Raw genomic sequence first — 16632 nt, forward strand, 5'->3', positions numbered from 1 at the left:
ATGACCGACACGAAAACCCCTGTCCTCGACATCCAAAAACTCCGCGTCGAATATCCGCTGGCGAGCGGCGACACGCTCGTCGCCGTCAAGGATATCGACCTTCTCATCCGCCCCGGCGAAATCCACGCCCTCGTCGGCGAATCCGGCGCGGGCAAGACCACCGTCGGCAATGCGCTGATGGGCCTGTTGCAGGCCCCCGGCAAAATCGTCTCCGGCTCCATCGAGATCGCCGGCAAGCCGATCGATCTTTGCACCGGCCGCACCGAGGGCATCGTGCCCGGCCGCGATGTCGGCGCGATCTTCCAGGACCCGATGACGAGCCTCAACCCGCTATTCACCGTGGAAAGCCAGCTTTGCGAAGGCATGCTCGCCCACCTGAAACTCTCCAGGGCCGAGGCAAAGGCCCGGGCGCTGGAGCTGATGAAGGCCGTCGGCATTCCCGAACCGGAACGCCGGCTCGGTTCCTATCCGCACCAGCTTTCCGGCGGCCAGCGCCAGCGTGTTGTCATCGCGACGGCGCTTGCCTGTAGCCCGCAGCTCATCGTCGCGGACGAGCCGACCACGGCGCTCGACGTTTCGGTGCAGGCGCAGATCCTCAAGCTCATCCGCGATCTGGCGGACCAGCGCGGCGTCGGCGTGCTGCTCGTCACGCACAATATGGGCGTCGTCGCCGAGATCGCCGACCGCGTCACCATCATGCAGAACGGCGCGGTGGTGGAAAGCGGCCTGGCGCGCGAGGTGCTGACCGCCCCGAAGGCTACCTATGCCCGCACGCTGATCGCCGCCGTGCCGCCGATCGAAATTCGGCTCGACCGACTGCCGGTGCCGAGCGAAGAAACCCAGGTGACGCTCGACGCCCGCGCTTCCGTGCGCAGCAAGAGCACGAAAAGCGAGACGGGCAGCCGCGACGACGTGGTGCTCTCCGTGCGCGCGCTTGCGGTGGAATATGGCGGGCGCTCGCTGATCCCCGGCCGCAAGGCTTCGGTGTTCAAGGCGGTCAAGGGCGTGTCCTTCGATGTCCGCCGCGGCGAGATCTTTGGCCTCGTCGGCGAATCCGGCTGCGGCAAGACCACCGTCGCCAACACCATTGCCGGCCTCGTCATCCAGAGTTCCGGCACCATCGATTTCCAGGGCACGGCGCTCGGCGCAAAACGCGAAAAGTCCGTGCGCAAGTCGCTGCAAATGGTGTTCCAGGACCCGTATTCGGCCCTCAACCCGCGCCTGCGTATCAACTCGGCCATCGCCGAGCCGATCCTGTTCTACAAGCTCGCCTCCAATGCGGAGGAAGCCCGGCAGGACGCGAGGACGCTGCTGGAAGCGGTCGGATTGCCGGCGGATGCGGGCAGCCGTTTCTCGCACGCCTTTTCCGGCGGCCAGCGCCAGCGCATCGCCATCGCCCGCGCGCTCGGTCCGCGCCCGTCGCTGCTGATTTGCGACGAGCCGACCTCGGCGCTCGACGTGTCGGTGCAGGCGCAGCTCCTCAATCTCCTCAAGGATCTGCGGGACCTCGCCGGCCTCTCCATGCTGTTCATCAGCCACGATCTCGCTGTGATCCGCCAGATGTGCGACCGCATCGCGGTGATGAAGTCGGGCGAGATCGTCGAGCTGGCGGAGACCGAGACGCTGTTCATCGCGCCGAAGCATGACTACACCAAGGAACTGCTGCGCCTCGCGCCCTCGCTCGACCGTATCCTGTCGCGGCAGGCCGCGGAGTAAATCGGAGACCTCGCCATGGCCGACATCCTCATCAAGAACGGCACCGTCATCGCCATCGACCCGGACCGCCGCATCATCGCCGATGGGGCGGTCGCGATCACCGGCGACCGCATCGTCGCCGTGGGGCCGACCGCTGAGGTGGAGGCCGCGCATCCGGCCCGCGAGGTCATCGATGCGCGCGGCATGGCAATCATGCCGGGCTTCGTCGATGCGCACGCCCATGCCGGCCACGGCCTGATCAAGACGCTCGGCGGCGGCAAGAGCGATCCGTGGTATCAGGCCTGCCGGGGCGCCTACACGGTCGGTTCGACGCCGGAATTCTGGTTTGCCGAAGCACAGCTTGCCGCTCTGGAACGCCTGCGCTTCGGCGTCACGACCGGCGTCTCGCTGCTCGGCGGCGGCGATTCCGTCATGCGGACGGACGAGCCGGTCTATGGCGATGCCCATATGGAAGGCGTGCTCGGCATCGGCACGCGTTCCGTGGTGGCTGTCGGCACGACGCGCCCGCCGCATCCGCTGACCTATGCGCGCTGGGAGGGCGAGACGCGCATCGACTATCCCGTTTCCTTCGACCAGCAGTTCGCCACCTGCAAGACGCTCATCGACCGCTGGCACGGCAGCCATGACGGCCGCCTGCACCTCGCTCTGCTGACACCGACGCTCCATCGCGGGTATCAGGAGACTGCCGGTGCCGAAGAGGCCGTCGCCCAGTCGCGTATGGTCAAGCAATTCGCCGAGGACTACGGCCTCGTCTTCACGCAGGACGGCCACACCAAGGACAGCGTGCGCATCGCCAAAGACGTCGGCATTCTCGGCCCGCGCACTCTCTTGTCGCATGCGACGGGCCTCGACGAGGAAGAGATCGCGATCTGCGCCGAGACGGGCACGACCATCGTGCACAATCCGAGCGCCGTCGCCGCCATTCTAGCGCGCTGCCCGGTGACGGAGCTGCTGGATGCGGGCGTCACCGTCGTCATCGGCTCGGACGCGACGGCCCCCGACCGCTCGGCCGACATGTTCCGCCACATGCAGCAATGCATGCACTACCACCGCACCCATTTCCACGATCCGAGCTGGCTGCCGCCGGGCAAGGCCTTGGAAATGTGCACGATCGACGCCGCCCGCGTGCTCGGCCTTGACGCCGAGATCGGCTCGCTGGAGCCGGGCAAGAAGGCGGACGTCATCCTCGTCGACCTGCGCCGCCCGCACCTCTACCCGGCCCACATGCCGGAATTCCGCGTCACCTATTTCGCCAATGGCAATGACGTGCACACCGTGCTTGTCGGCGGCAAGGTGCTGCTGCGCGATCGCGTCGCCATCCATGTCGATGAGGATGCCGTGCTTGACGCCGCCCAGCGCGAAGCCGAGCTGATGATCGACCGGCTCGGTCTGCGCTATGCGCTCGAAACGCCGCGCATGTTCTGGGGCCACAGCCGCGACACGGACGTGCTTGACTAGGCGGTCACGGTGATGCGGGTTTCCACGGCCAGCGTCTCGCTCGGCACCAGGATTTTCAGGCCGTGATCTTCGGCGCTGCCGGGAAGGTTGAAGGCGTCGACGGGGTGCGTGACGGGCTCGAAGCAGAAGAAATCCGCATCCGCCGCGGGAGAGAAGACGACATATTGGCGTAGCGCCTGGCTCGCGGTGACCTCCGCGGCAAGGCCGCGCGCGGGCCATTCGATGCGGGCCTTGCCATCCCAGCCGTCGAACCAATTGTTGATCCAGCGCGCGGGTAAGGGCCGCGGCTGGTTGAAATCCATGTCCGGATGCGAGGCCACCGGTTCGTAGGCCTTCGGAAGATGGTCGGGCTGCTCCAGCCAGACGCCGCCGGCCGGCGCTGATAAAGTCGTATCCGCATCGCGCACGAACCAGGGGTGGAAGCCCGCGCCATATGGCAGGCGGATTTTCGCGCGGTTGACCACGCTCAACGCCATGACGAGGCTTGCACCTTCGAGCCGGTAGTACATCGTCGCCTCGTAGCGGAAAGGCCCCGGCCCGTCGGAGGAGAGGCTGAGCGTGATGGCATCCGCGCTCTGCGAGATCACATCCCAGTTCGCCGAAAAACCGTTGCCGTGCAGCGGATATTTTTCCGCCTCCACGTTGCGCGGTAGAGCGTGAAAAGTCCCGTCGAACGAAAAACCACCACCAGACACCCGCCCGGAAAAGGGCACGAGCAGGATGTTGGAGAGGGCGAACGGATTCGCGGTCGCCGGATCGACCCTGCGCAAGATCGCTTGCCAGCCGCCGCCCTGCCGCACATCGAAGGCCGTCAGGCCGGCGCCGAGATCGGGGCGCACGACGATACGGGCCGCGCTATTATTGAGTTCGATCGCAGTCATCACCAGCCGCCGTCAATTGCAAAGTTCTGGCCGGATCATATCGGAGGTCGGCGAGACAAGGAAATGTTCGCGTTCGGCCACGTCGACCCGCCGGAGGCGGGCCTTAGCGACTGGTTTTCGAGGATTGCTCGGCGATGACGTGCGCTTCCGTCTCTGAGACTACTGCGCTTTTCGCCCACTCATCCCCTGCTAATGCGAACCTGACGGCACCGAAATCCGCAGGTAATTTTACAAATGACAGACATAGATCATCTTTTGTCATTTCGATGTATTGACATATGTCGACGTAAGGGTGTTATTTGTCAGTACGCGATGGGAGTGTCGCGGGAATGCCGGGAGGGAAGCATGCAGCCGCTCTTGAAGGTGGAAGGGCTAAAGAAGTCGTTTGGCGGCGTTGCGGCCCTGCGCGACGGCCGTTTCGAGCTAGCAGCCGGCTCGGTGCATGCGCTTTGCGGCGGCAACGGCGCCGGCAAGTCGACGTTTCTTTCGATCCTCATGGGCATCCACAAGCGCGATGGCGGCACGATCCTGCATCGCGGCAAGCCGGTGGAATTCGGCAGTCCGGCCGAGGCTCTGCGCTCCGGCATCGCCATTATCGAGCAGGAACTAAGCCCGGTTCCGCACATGACGGTGGCGGAAAACATCTATCTCGGCCGTGAACCCTCGGCCCGCTTTGGCGGCATCGATTTCAAGACGATGAACCGCAATGCGCAGGCGCTGCTGGACCGTCTCGAATTCAGCATTTCCGCACGCGAATATATGATGAACCTCTCGGTCGCGCAGATGCAGCTCGTCGAGATCGCCAAGGCGCTGAGCCATGAGGCGGACGTCATCTTCATGGACGAGCCGACCTCGGCGATCGGCGAGAAGGAAGCCCAGCATCTCTTTTCGGCGATCCAGCGCCTGAAGGCAGACGGCAAGGGCATCGTCTATGTCTCGCACCGGCTGTCGGAAATCTTCCAGATCGCTGACAGCTACACGGTCTTCCGCGACGGCGGCTTCGTTGGTGCCGGAAACCTGGCCGATATCGACCGGCGCGGCCTCATCCGCATGATCGTCGGCCGCGAACTGGGCGAGGAATATATCAAGACGAACACGCCGACCGAGATCGCCGGCCTCGAAGTCGCTGGGCTCTCGGCTCCTGGCAAGATCGAGGATATTTCGTTCACCGCCCATAAGGGTGAGATCTTCGGCATCTATGGCCTGATGGGCTCCGGCCGCACGGAAATCTTCAATTGCCTCTTCGGCATGGACCGCCCGTCCGCCGGCGAAATCCGCCTCGACGGCCGTGCCGTGACCATCCGCCAGCCCGCCGACGCCATGGCCGAGGGCATCGCCTTCGTCACCGAGGACCGCAAGGTCACCGGCCTCAACCTCATCGACAGCGTGCGCAACAACATCTGCCTCGCCAGCCTGCCGGACATGAGCCCCAGCTTCGTCATGCAGAAGAGCCGCGAACAGGCGGCGAGCGCCGAGATGATCGAGCGTTTCGCCATCAAGGCCGCGCGCGACACCATGCCGGTCTCCGGCCTTTCGGGCGGCAACCAGCAGAAGGTGGTGCTCGGAAAATGGTTCCTGCGCCAGCCGCGCGTGCTGCTGCTCGACGAGCCGACTCGCGGCGTCGATGTCGGCGCCAAGCGCGAGATCTACCGCATCATCTGCGACTTCGCGGCTGCCGGCGGCACGGTCGTGATGATCTCATCCGAAATCGACGAAATCCTGGGCATGTCCGACCGCATCCTCGTCATGCGGCAGGGACGCTCCGCCGGCATTCATGACCGGCAGGACACGGATGCCCAATCGCTCGTGCACCTGTCGACCTGAAGAGAGCTCGACGACGCCGCACGCATTGAACCCGCATGGCAAGAGGTGACACCCGTGTCCAGCATTGAGAACAAGTCGTCCAGCTCCTGGCTGAATTCCGATCGCCGCCGGCTGATCCTGCAGGAATACGGCATCTTCCTCGCCTTCCTGCTGCTCGTCGGCATCCTGGCGCTCTCGAACGAATTCTTCCTGACGCCGGGCAACATTTCCAACGTGCTGCTCCAGACGTCGATCAACGGCGTGCTCGCCATTGGCATGACCTTCGTGATCCTGACGCGTGGTATCGACCTGTCGGTCGGCTCGGTCGTGGCGCTGGCCGGCATGGTGAGTGCCAGCTTCGTCACCAGTTCGGCGACGGCCGGCATCGCCGGGGCGCCCTACCCGATGGTGGTGGCGCTGGCGGCCGGCATCCTCGTCGGCGTCTGCTGCGGCGCGCTGGTCGGCTTCATCGTTTCTCGCTTTTCCGTGCCGGCCTTCGTGGCGACGCTCGGCATGCTGTCAGCCGCCCGCGGCGCCACCCTCATCTATGGCGGCGGCAAGCCGGTGCCGGCGCTGTCGCCGGACTTCCGCTGGATCGGCACCGGCAACATCCTCGGCATTCCGATGCCGGTCATCCTGCTCGCTGTCGTGTTCGCCGGCTCCTGGTGGGTGCTGACCCGCACGCGCTTCGGACGATACATCTACGCCGTCGGCGGCAACCCGCATGCAGCCAAGACCTCCGGCCTCAACGTCACGCGCATCCGCTTCCTCGTCTATGTCATCTCGGGTGCGCTGTCCGGCCTTGCCGGCATGATCCTCTCGGCGCGTACCGGCTCCGCCCTGCCGCAGGCCGGCATCGCCTACGAACTCGATGCGATCGCGGCGGTCGTCATCGGCGGCACCTCGCTTTCAGGCGGCGTCGGCCGGGTGACGGGCACGCTGATCGGCGCCCTCATCATCGGCGTCATGAACAACGGCCTCGATCTGATGGGTATCCAATCCTACTACCAGCAGGTCCTCAAGGGCGCCCTCATCGTCGGCGCCGTCATGCTCGACCAGAAGCGAAACCAGGGCGGCTAGCCCCCGAAATACGGGCGTCCTGCGCCCGTCATCGAAACGGTTTGCCAGACGGCAGCCGGAATCTCAAAGGAGGAGAATGTCATGAAGAAACTGATGATTGCCCTTGCGTCCGCGACGGTGCTTTTCGCCTCGTCCGCGATCGCCCAGGAGAAGCTGAAGATCGGCGCGGCGCCCTATGGCCTCAACGCGGAATTCATGCAGATCTGGTCCGCTGCGCTGGAAGAGCACCCGGCCGTGAAAAGCGGCGAAGTCGAGCTCACCGTTTTCGACGGCCGCTATGATGCGCTGGTCCAGCAGGAACAGTTCAACACGATGATCACTCAGAAGTTCAACGCGATCATCTTCGTGCCGATCGACATCGAAGCCGGCGCTACCGCCGTGCAGGCGGCCGCCGATGCCGGCATTCCGGTCGTCGGCTCCAACACCCGCGTGAACTCCGACCTGCTCGCCGCCTATGTCGGTTCCGACGACACGATCTCCGGCTACATGGAAGCCAAGGCCGTGCTCGACAAGATCGGCTGCAAGGGCAACGTGGTCATCATCGAAGGCCCGATTGGCCAGTCGGCGCAGATCTCGCGCCTCGAAGGCAACCAGAAGGCGCTCGCCGAGTGCCCGGACGTGAAGGTGCTGGAACAGCAGACCGCCAACTGGTCGCGCGCTGAAGCCCAGACGCTGATGGAGAACTGGCTGACGTCCCATCCGGGCCAGATCAACGGCGTCATCGGCCAGAACGACGAGATGGCGCTCGGCGCGGTCGAGGCGATCAAGTCCGCCGGCCTGAAGACGAGCGACTTCGCCATTGCCGGCATCGATGGCATCACGGATGCGCTGACCGCCGTCAAGGAAGGCACGATCACCTCGATCCTGCAGGATGCCCGCGCCCAGGCGCAGGGCGCCCTGGACCTCGCGATCCTTCATGCCAGGAAGGGCGACTACAAGCCGCAATCCGACATCTGGGCGCAGTATCCGGACATGCCGTTCAACGACGGCAAGGACAAGGAGTACAATGTTCCGTGGACACCGGTCACGGCCGACAATGTCGATAAGCTCCTGGAAATGCGCAAGTAATACATGATCCGCGGGGCGGCCCTGCCGCCCCGTTTCTCCCGAACACGAAGGCTGGACCGATGACCGATACCCCTCCCAAGATCGACCTCAACTTCCCGCTCGACGGCAAGGTCGCGCTCGTCACCGGCGGCGCCTCCGGCATCGGCGCGGCCATTGCCTCGGCTTTTGCGTCCAAAGGTGCAAAGGTTGCCGTGCTCGATATCAATGCCGATATCGCGACGGCGAAGGCGGAAGAGCTTGGCGGCGCGGCAAAGCCCTTCGTCTGCGACGTGGCGGATGCCGCCTCCGTTCAGAAAGCCGTCGACGATGTGGTCGCGGCCTTTGGCGGCATCGACATCGCGGTCAACAGCGCTGGCATCGTGGCGCTTGCCCCGGCGGAAGACCTGACGCTCGCCCAGTGGGACAAGACGATCGACATCAATTTGAAGGGCAGCTTCCTCGTCACGCAGGCGGTCGGCCGCCGCATGATCGCGGTCGGCAAGGGCGGCAAGATTGTCAATCTCGCCTCGCAGGCGGGCTCCGTCGCGATCGAGGAACACGTTGCCTATTGCGCCTCGAAGTTCGGCGTCATCGGCATGTCGAAGACGTTTGCCGCCGAATGGGGCAAACACGGCATCACCGTCAACACCATTTCGCCCACCATCGTGCTGACTGAACTCGGCAAGAAGGCCTGGGCCGGCGAGAAGGGCGAGGCCGCCAAGAAGCGCATCCCGACCGGCCGCTTCGCCTTCCCGGAAGAGATCGCCGCCGCCGCCGTGTTCCTGGCCTCGCCGGGCGCCGACATGATCAACGGCGCCGATCTCGTCATCGACGGCGGCTACACCATTCTGTGAGAGGACTTACCATGCAGCGTTTCATCAATGATCCGGATCTGGTGGTCGAGGATACGGTCAAGGGTTTCGTCAAGGCCCATTCGGATATCGTGCGGCTGGCGGAAAACCCGCGCGTCGTGGTCGCAAAGGACGCCCCGTTTGCAGGCAAGGTGGGCGTGGTGACGGGAGGCGGCTCGGGCCATGAGCCGGCCTTCATCGGCTATACCGGCAAGAACATGCTCGATGCGGTCGCTGTCGGCGAGCTGTTCTCCTCGCCCACGGCCAAGAGCTTTCACGATGCCATCCGTGCGGCGGATGGCGGCAAGGGCGTTGTCGTTCTCTACGGCAACTATGCCGGCGACAATATGAACGTGAAGATGGCGACCAAGCTAGCTGCCAAGGACGGCATCGAGATCGCGACAGTCGTCGCCAATGACGACGTCTGCTCCGCACCGCTCGCCGAGCGCGAAAAACGCCGCGGCGTGGCGGGCGAAATCTTCATGTGGAAGATGGGCGGCGCCAAGGCCGCGACGGGCGCCAGCCTTGAGGAGGTGCGCGCCACCGCCCAGAAGGCGATCGACAATTGCCGCTCGATCGGTGTCGGCCTCGGCCCCTGCACGCTGCCGGCCGTCGGCCATCCGAATTTCCAGATCGAGCCCGGCACGATGGAGGTCGGCATCGGCCATCACGGCGAACCGGGCGTGCGCGTCGAAAAGCTGAAGACGGCCGAAGAGGTAGCCAAGGACATGGTGAAGATCGTGCTCGACGATCACAACCTGCCCGAGGGCACCGAGGTTGCGGTCCTCGTCTCCGGCCTTGGCGCGACGCCGCTCAACGAACTCTACATCCTCAACGACACGATCGAGAGCGAGATTTCGGCTCGTGGCCTGAAAATCCGCAAGACCTGGATCGGCAACTATTTCACCTCGCTGGAAATGGTCGGCGCGACGCTGACCGTGATGGCGCTCGACGACGACCTGAAAACGCTGCTCGATGTCGAGACGCGTTGCACGATGATCCTGTGACGGGAGGACACCTCATGCAGACCTTCGACAATGCATCCTCTGGCGCCATCGTGCTGTCCATGGCCGAACGGATCGTGGAAAACCGCGCCTATCTCAGCGAGATCGACGGCAAGATCGGCGATGGCGACCACGGCGTCAACATGGCCAAGGGTTTCGGCATGGCCGCCGAGCGGCTGAAGGGCAAGGACGTGGCGCTCGCCGAATCGCTCGACACACTTGGCACCGTGCTGATGACGGAAATCGGCGGCTCGATGGGTCCGCTCTACGGCGTCATGTTCACAGAGTTCGCCGAGACGATCCAGGGCACAGAAAAGATCGACGCCGCGGCCTACAGCAAGATGCTGCATGCCGGTCTCGCCGGCATCCAGGCGATCGGCTTCGCCAAGGTCGGCGACAAGACGCTGATCGACACCTTCGTGCCGGCCATCGAGGCCTTCGACAAGACAACAGCAGAGGGCAAATCCTTCGGCGAGGCGCTGGAGGCCCTGGTCGTCGCAGCGGAAACCGGCCGCGACTCGACGATAAACCTGGTTGCCAAGATCGGCCGCGCCAGCCGCCTTGGCGAGCGTTCGCTCGGCGTGCTCGATGCGGGAGCCACCTCCTGCGCGATCATCCTGAAGGAACTGTCCGACGGCGCGCGCGCGCGTCTCGCCTGAGCAAAGGGTCCTCCCAGGATGCGCGGCCCGTTTCCTCCCGGGCGGGCCGCGCGCCGCCTTTTTTCGATTCCGGTTGCAAACCGGCGGCGTTGCTCCCATGTTCGCCGCCAAAAGGGGGACCGGCGAAACCGATGGCATTGAAGACTTCCTCGCCGCGCAAGGGCGGCATCGGCCGGGTGAACGGGCCGGAAGGCGTGGATTCGATCCCGCTGCGCTACGGCGACGACCCCTATGTCTGGGCCTGCTGGCTCTATTATGAAGACGGCATGACGCAGGGCGAGATTGCCGAGGCGATGGGCGTGTCGCGCGCCACCGTCAACAGCTACCTCGCCGACGCCCGCGAAAAGGGCATCGTCAACATCTCGATCGAGCCCGCCCGGCTCGCCTCCCTCACCATCGCGCAGGAGCTCAAGCGCCATTTCGGCCTTTCCGACTGCCTCGTCGTGCCGAACGACGACGATTCTCGTCCGCTGATCGGCAGGCTGGGAGCGGCCGGTGCGCAGGCGCTCGCCAAGATGATCAAGTCCGGCGACACGCTCGCCGTCGCCTGGGGCCGCACCATCCTGTCGGTCGGCGAACATCTGGAGATGGGGCCTTTGCAGGACGTTACCGTCGTACAGGCGACGGGCGGTACGACTGCAAGCTTCGCCTATACGCCGGAACTCACCACGGCCGCCGTCGCCCGCGCGATTGCGGCGCGCTGCGTCAACATCACGGCGCCCGCCGTCGTCGCCTCGGGCGAAATGCACCGCATGCTGCTCGCCGAGCCGCTGATCCGCGAACAGTTCGACACGCTCGCCCGCGCCAACCGCATCGTCTTCGGCATCTCGTCGCTGCGCCCCAACTCGACGATCCACACCAGCGGCTTCTTCGAATCCGTGCCCCTGCAGCACTATCTCGCCAAGGGTGCCGCGGGCGTTCTCGCCGGGCGCTTCATCGACGAACGCGGCCGCCCCGTCGCCGGCCCCCTCGATGATCGTACGATCGGCATCTCGCTGGAAATGCTGCGTGGCATCGGCACCCGCGTCGCCGTCGCCGGCGGGTTCGACAAGGTGCCGGCCCTGCTCGCGGCCCTTCGCGGTGGTTACGTCAACGTGCTGGTGACGGACGCCGCCACGGGCGCTGGCATCCTGCGCGCCGATGGCGTGACGAGCCTCGACGGAAAACTCTCGCAACGCCAGAAGAGCGTACCGGTCGCCAACAGCTACCGCAGTCACGTCAAGAAATTTCTCAACAATCCCAACGATGTGGTCGAGGAAATGCTGGACGGCCTGATCGCCGCGCACAAGCCCTATCTGGAACCGGTCGCCGGCTCGCGCCGGGCGCTCGTCGCCCGCGACGGCCCGCGCCCCGGCAAGGTCGGCCTCGTCATCGGCGGCGGCGCGGGCCACGAACCCTGCTTTGTCGGCTATGTCGGTAAGGGTCTCGCCGACGCGGTGGCGATCGGAAACATCTTCTCCTCGCCGCCGCCCGACCCGATCGTCAAATGCGCGGTCGCGGCCTCCGGTGGTGCCGGCGTGCTCTTCGTCTACGGCAACTATGCCGGCGATGTGATGAATTTCGAGATGGCCGCGGAGCTTGCCGAGGAACAAGGCATTCCCATCCGCACGGTTCTGACGACCGACGATATCGCCTCTTCGCCGGTCGAGGACAAGGAGGGACGCCGCGGCGTCGCCGGCAATTTCTTCGTCTTCAAGGTGGCGGGTGCGGCCTGCGACCGCGGCTTGACGCTCGACGAATGCGAGGCCGTCACCCGCAAGGCCAACGACCGCACCTTCACGGTGGGCGTAGCGCTCGAATCCTGCTCCATGCCGCAGACGCGGCGGCACAATTTCGAGATCGGCCCGGACGACATGGAGCTCGGCATGGGCATCCATGGCGAGCCAGGCGTCTCGCGCGAGCGCATCCGCACGGCGGACGAGATCGTCGACACAATCATGGACAACATCTTCAAGGAGATGAAGGCCGAGTCTGGCGACCGCGTGGCGGTGCTGGTCAATTCCTTCGGTGCCACGCCGCTGATGGAACTCTACATCCTGTTTCGCCGGGTGGAGCAGCGGCTTTCCGCCAAGAACATCACGATCGAGGCGAGCTGGGTGGGGCACTATTGCACCTCGCTCGACATGGTCGGCGCCTCCATCTCGATCCTGCATCTCGACCGGCAGCTGACTGATCTCATGCACCACCCATGCCGGTCGTCGATCTTGACCGTCAACACGCCCTGAAATGCCTTAGTGGAGGAAGACATGTCGGAAAGCGCGGCGCGGGCTCTCGCCAGGATGTTCGGGCGCATGGCCGAGGCGATCGAGGCGGAGAAGGATCATCTTTCCGAGCTGGACGGTGCGATCGGCGACGGCGACCACGGTATCACCATGTCGCTCGGCTTCAAGGCGGTGAACAAGGCGCTCGCCGCGCTCGATCTCGACACGGCGAGCCCGTCCGAGGTGATGCAGACGGCCGCGACCGGTTTCCTCGATGCCGTCGGTGCCTCCACCGGCCCGCTCTACGCCACCGGTTTGCGCCGCGCCGCGCAAGCGCTCGCCGGCCGCAAGGAACTCGACCTTGCCGCCTGCCGCGACATGCTGGCCGCCTTCTCCGAAGGCATCCGCGATCGCGGCAAGGCGCAGCGCGGCGACAAGACCATGCTCGACGTCTGGCTGCCCGCGGCGGAGGCTGCTGCGACCGCGGTCGCCGATGGCCGGTCGAAACAGGATTTCTGGAAAGCGGTGACGATCGCTGCCGACAATGGCGCGGCCGCGACTGCCACCATGGTCGCCACCAAGGGCCGCGCCGCCCGCGTGCGCGAGCGCTCGCTCGGTCATCTCGATCCTGGCGCCGCCTCCGCAGCCGCCCTCGTGCGGGCCATGGCAGAAACGCTTTAGCGCGCAAAACTTGGGGCTTGACCTTCCCATGGGGGAAGGCGGCATCCTGCTGGCCAAACATCAGGAGATACCCATGGACAACAGCACCACCCTCGCCTTCACCGTCCCGGACATGACCTGCGGCCATTGCGCAAAGACCATCACCGGCGCGGTTATCGCCGCCTATCCGGGTGCCAAGGTCGATATCGACCTCGCCAGCAAGCGCGTTTCGATCGAAAATGCCGGTGACCGGGCCGCCGTCGCCTCCGTGATCGCGGCAGAAGGCTATTCGCCGGCCTGAGTGGCAAAAAGCCGCTTGACCTTGACATGATGGGAAGGTGCACGATCTATCCGAAACAGGATGAAAGGTGCACCATGCTCACCACCACACCGCCGGCAGACCGCCGGACCGTAAAACTCTCCATCTCCGACATGACCTGCGCGTCCTGTGTGCGCCGCGTCGAGAAGGCCATCGAAACGGTGCCGGGCGTCGCCGGCGCCGCCGTCAACCTCGCGACGGAAAAAGCCGACGTGACCTTCGACGGTGTGCCCGACGTGGCGGCCGTGGCGGAAGCGGTGCGCAAGGCGGGTTACGGCGTTACGGAAGAGGTCATTGAGTTCCCCGTCGACGGCATGACCTGTGCCTCCTGCATCGGCCGGGTCGAAAAGGCGCTGAAAGCCGTGCCAGGCGTGATCGAGGCGACCGCCAACCTCGCGCAGGAACGTGCCCGCGTCCGCCTCGTCAAGGGTGCCGCAAGTTTCGAGGATCTTTCCGCTGCGATCGAACGCACCGGCTACAAGGCCATCCGCGAGACCGCCGCGACACCCGCCGAGGACGACCGCCGCGCGGCCGAGGCAAAAATCCTGCGGCGCGATCTGGTGATCGCCGCGCTGCTGACGGCGCCGCTTTTCGTGATGGAAATGGGCGCGCATGCCTTCCCGTCCTTCGGGCACTACATCCACGAGACGCTCGGCATGCAGACGAGCCGGATCATCCAGTTCATGCTGGCGACGCTGGTGCTGGCCGGTCCCGGCCTGCGCTTCTTCCGCAAGGGCATTCCGGCGCTCGCGCGGCTGGCGCCGGACATGAATTCTCTCGTCGTCATCGGCACGCTCGCCGCCTGGAGTTTCTCCACCGTCGCGACCTTCGCGCCGGGCCTGCTTCCGGGCGGCACGGCGAACGTCTATTTCGAGGCCGCCGCCGTCATCGTGACGCTCATCCTCGCCGGGCGCTACCTGGAGGCGCGCGCCAAGGGCCGCACCGGCGAAGCGATCCGCCATCTTGCCGGCCTGCGCGCCAAATCCGCCCGCGTGCTGCGCGCTGGAAAAGCGGAGGACGTGGCTCTCGAAAGCGTCGTGCCGGGCGATATCGTTTTGGTGCGTCCCGGCGAAAAGGTGCCGGTCGATGGTGAGGTGACGGAGGGCAGTTCCTATATCGACGAGTCGATGATCACGGGTGAGCCGATGCCCGTCGCGCGCCAGGCCGGCGACCTCGTCACCGGCGGCACGGTCAACACGACCGGCTCGCTGACCTTCCGCGCCACCCGCGTCGGCGCAGACACGGTGCTCTCGCAGATTATCCGTATGGTGGAGGATGCGCAGGCGGCAAAGCTGCCGATCCAGGCGCTGGTGGATCGCGTCACGCAATGGTTCGTGCCGGCCGTCATCGCCGTCGCCCTCGTAACCTTCGGTCTCTGGCTGGTGTTCGGCCCGAGCCCGGCGCTCGCCCACGCCCTGGTCAATGCCGTCGCCGTGCTCATCATCGCCTGCCCCTGCGCCATGGGACTTGCGACGCCCACTTCCATCATTACCGGGACGGGCCGCGCGGCGGAACTCGGCGTTCTCTTCCGCCAGGGCACCGCGCTTCAGACGCTGGAAGGCACCGACATCGTCGCCGTCGACAAGACCGGCACGCTGACGCTCGGCCATCCGACGCTGACGGAGATCGTGCCGGCGGATGGCTTTGCGCGCGACGAGGTGCTGTCGCTGGTCGCTGCGGCGGAAGTGCATTCCGAGCACCCGATCGCCGCTGCCATCCATGAAGCGGCGGTCGCGGAGGGCATCGACTTACCGGCGGCAACCGGCTTCGTGGCGAGCTCCGGCCAGGGCATTTCGGCGGAGGTTTCCGGCCGCAGGGTGGAGGCAGGCTCCGTCGGCTTCATGCAGGCGCGCGGCCTCGATGTCTCGCCCTTCGCACGCCACGCCGACCGGCTCGCCGCCGAGGGTGCCTCGCCGCTCTATGCCGCCATCGACGGCCGGCTGGCGGCGCTCTTTGCGGTCACCGATCCGGTGAAGCCGACAACGAAGGAGGCGATTGCCGCGCTGAAGGCGCTCGGGATTGAAGTGGCGATGATCACCGGCGATAACCGCCGGACCGCCGAGGCCGTGGCGGAAAAGCTCGGTATCGACCGGGTGCTGGCGGAAGTGCTGCCGGATGGCAAGGTCGCGGCGGTGCGCGCGCTTTCGGCGGGCGGCGCGAAGAAGGTCGCCTTCGTCGGCGACGGCATCAACGACGCGCCGGCGCTTGCCGCGGCCGATACCGGTATCGCCATCGGCACGGGCACGGATGTCGCCATCGAGAGCGCCGACGTGGTGCTGATGGCGGGCGACATGCGGGGCGTCGCCGTCGGCATCGCGCTGTCGCGGGCGACGATGCGCAATATCCGCCAGAACCTGTTCTGGGCCTTCGGCTACAATGTCGCGCTGGTCCCGGTCGCTGCCGGCCTGCTCTATCCGGCCTTCGGCATCCAGCTTTCACCGGCGCTCGCGGCCGGCGCCATGGCGCTTTCCAGCGTGTTCGTGGTGTCGAACGCGCTGCGGCTCAAGCGTTTCCGTCTCGCATTCCGCAAGGGAGACCAGGCATGAATATCGGCGAAGCGGCGGAGGCGACGGGCGTCTCCGCCAAGATGATCCGGCACTACGAATCGATCGGCCTTATCCGTGAGGCCGGGCGTACCGGCGCCGGCTACCGCACCTATGGGCCGAAGGACCTTTCGACGCTCTCCTTCATTCGGCGGGCGCGCGACCTCGGCTTTTCCATCGCCCAGATCCGCGACCTGCTGGCGCTCTGGCAGGACCGCGCGCGCGCCTCCGGCGACGTGAAGCGCATCGCCAACCAGCATGTCGACGAGATGAAGGAAAAGATGCGCTTGCTGCAGGAGATGGTGCACACGCTGGAACACCTTTCGGCCCATTGCCACGGCGACGACCGGCCGGACTGTCCGATCCTCGAACAGTTGGCGAGCGGCAAGGCCGAGGAGGCGTGCTGCTAG

The 16632-nt window shown here is 65.6% G+C and carries 14 protein-coding genes; 13 read left to right on the plus strand and 1 reads right to left on the minus strand.

Going from position 1 to position 16632, the window contains the following annotated elements; translation table 11 throughout:
- The gene (locus tag GB927_RS08250; protein ID WP_256116227.1) at positions 1–1716 is read left to right on the plus strand and encodes a dipeptide ABC transporter ATP-binding protein; all 1716 of its coding nucleotides are present in this window, start codon (positions 1–3) and stop codon (positions 1714–1716) included.
- A 15-nt stretch (positions 1717–1731) separates the two neighbouring features.
- The gene (locus GB927_RS08255; protein ID WP_256116229.1) at positions 1732–3174 is read left to right on the plus strand and encodes an amidohydrolase family protein; all 1443 of its coding nucleotides are present in this window, start codon (positions 1732–1734) and stop codon (positions 3172–3174) included.
- Here GB927_RS08255 and GB927_RS08260 read toward each other — a convergent pair.
- Positions 3171–4055, minus strand: a complete 885-nt coding sequence (locus tag GB927_RS08260) for an aldose 1-epimerase (protein WP_256116230.1) — start codon at positions 4053–4055, stop codon at positions 3171–3173. The genes GB927_RS08255 and GB927_RS08260 overlap by 4 nt on opposite strands.
- A 345-nt stretch (positions 4056–4400) precedes the next feature.
- Between GB927_RS08260 and GB927_RS08265 the strand changes: the two genes are divergently transcribed.
- The 11 genes from GB927_RS08265 (at position 4401) to cueR (ending at position 16632) form a co-directional block, all read left to right on the plus strand.
- Positions 4401–5879 (plus strand): sugar ABC transporter ATP-binding protein, encoded by a 1479-nt coding sequence (locus tag GB927_RS08265; protein ID WP_256116232.1) that lies wholly within the window; start codon positions 4401–4403, stop codon positions 5877–5879.
- Between the two features lie 54 nt (positions 5880–5933).
- Positions 5934–6938: an ABC transporter permease gene (locus GB927_RS08270; RefSeq protein ID WP_256116233.1), complete on the plus strand. Its 1005-nt coding sequence runs from the start codon at positions 5934–5936 to the stop codon at positions 6936–6938.
- A gap of 81 nt (positions 6939–7019) precedes the next feature.
- Positions 7020–8006, plus strand: a complete 987-nt coding sequence (locus GB927_RS08275) for a substrate-binding domain-containing protein (RefSeq protein ID WP_256116234.1) — start codon at positions 7020–7022, stop codon at positions 8004–8006.
- A 59-nt stretch (positions 8007–8065) separates the two neighbouring features.
- A complete protein-coding gene (locus GB927_RS08280; RefSeq protein ID WP_256116235.1) occupies positions 8066–8839 on the plus strand; it encodes an SDR family oxidoreductase in 774 nt (257 codons plus the stop codon).
- A gap of 11 nt (positions 8840–8850) precedes the next feature.
- Positions 8851–9843 carry a dihydroxyacetone kinase subunit DhaK gene (locus GB927_RS08285; RefSeq protein WP_256116236.1) on the plus strand — a complete coding sequence of 331 codons (993 nt, stop codon included), beginning with the start codon at positions 8851–8853 and terminating at the stop codon, positions 9841–9843.
- 14 nt (positions 9844–9857) lie between these two features.
- A complete protein-coding gene (dhaL, locus tag GB927_RS08290; RefSeq protein WP_256116238.1) occupies positions 9858–10499 on the plus strand; it encodes a dihydroxyacetone kinase subunit DhaL in 642 nt (213 codons plus the stop codon).
- 131 nt (positions 10500–10630) lie between these two features.
- Entirely contained in the window at positions 10631–12724 is a 2094-nt protein-coding gene (locus GB927_RS08295; protein WP_256116239.1) for a bifunctional sugar-binding transcriptional regulator/dihydroxyacetone kinase subunit DhaK, read from the plus strand.
- A 21-nt stretch (positions 12725–12745) separates the two neighbouring features.
- Positions 12746–13381, plus strand: a complete 636-nt coding sequence (dhaL, locus tag GB927_RS08300) for a dihydroxyacetone kinase subunit DhaL (protein WP_256116240.1) — start codon at positions 12746–12748, stop codon at positions 13379–13381.
- A gap of 73 nt (positions 13382–13454) precedes the next feature.
- The gene (locus tag GB927_RS08305) at positions 13455–13661 is read left to right on the plus strand and encodes a heavy-metal-associated domain-containing protein (protein ID WP_256116241.1); all 207 of its coding nucleotides are present in this window, start codon (positions 13455–13457) and stop codon (positions 13659–13661) included.
- A 74-nt stretch (positions 13662–13735) separates the two neighbouring features.
- Entirely contained in the window at positions 13736–16225 is a 2490-nt protein-coding gene (locus GB927_RS08310) for a heavy metal translocating P-type ATPase (RefSeq protein ID WP_256116242.1), read from the plus strand.
- Positions 16222–16632: a Cu(I)-responsive transcriptional regulator gene (cueR, locus tag GB927_RS08315; protein ID WP_256116243.1), complete on the plus strand. Its 411-nt coding sequence runs from the start codon at positions 16222–16224 to the stop codon at positions 16630–16632. Before GB927_RS08310 ends, cueR begins: the two co-directional genes overlap by 4 nt.

This window comes from Shinella lacus, assembly GCF_010994755.1.
GTDB classification, from domain to species: domain Bacteria; phylum Pseudomonadota; class Alphaproteobacteria; order Rhizobiales; family Rhizobiaceae; genus Shinella; species Shinella lacus.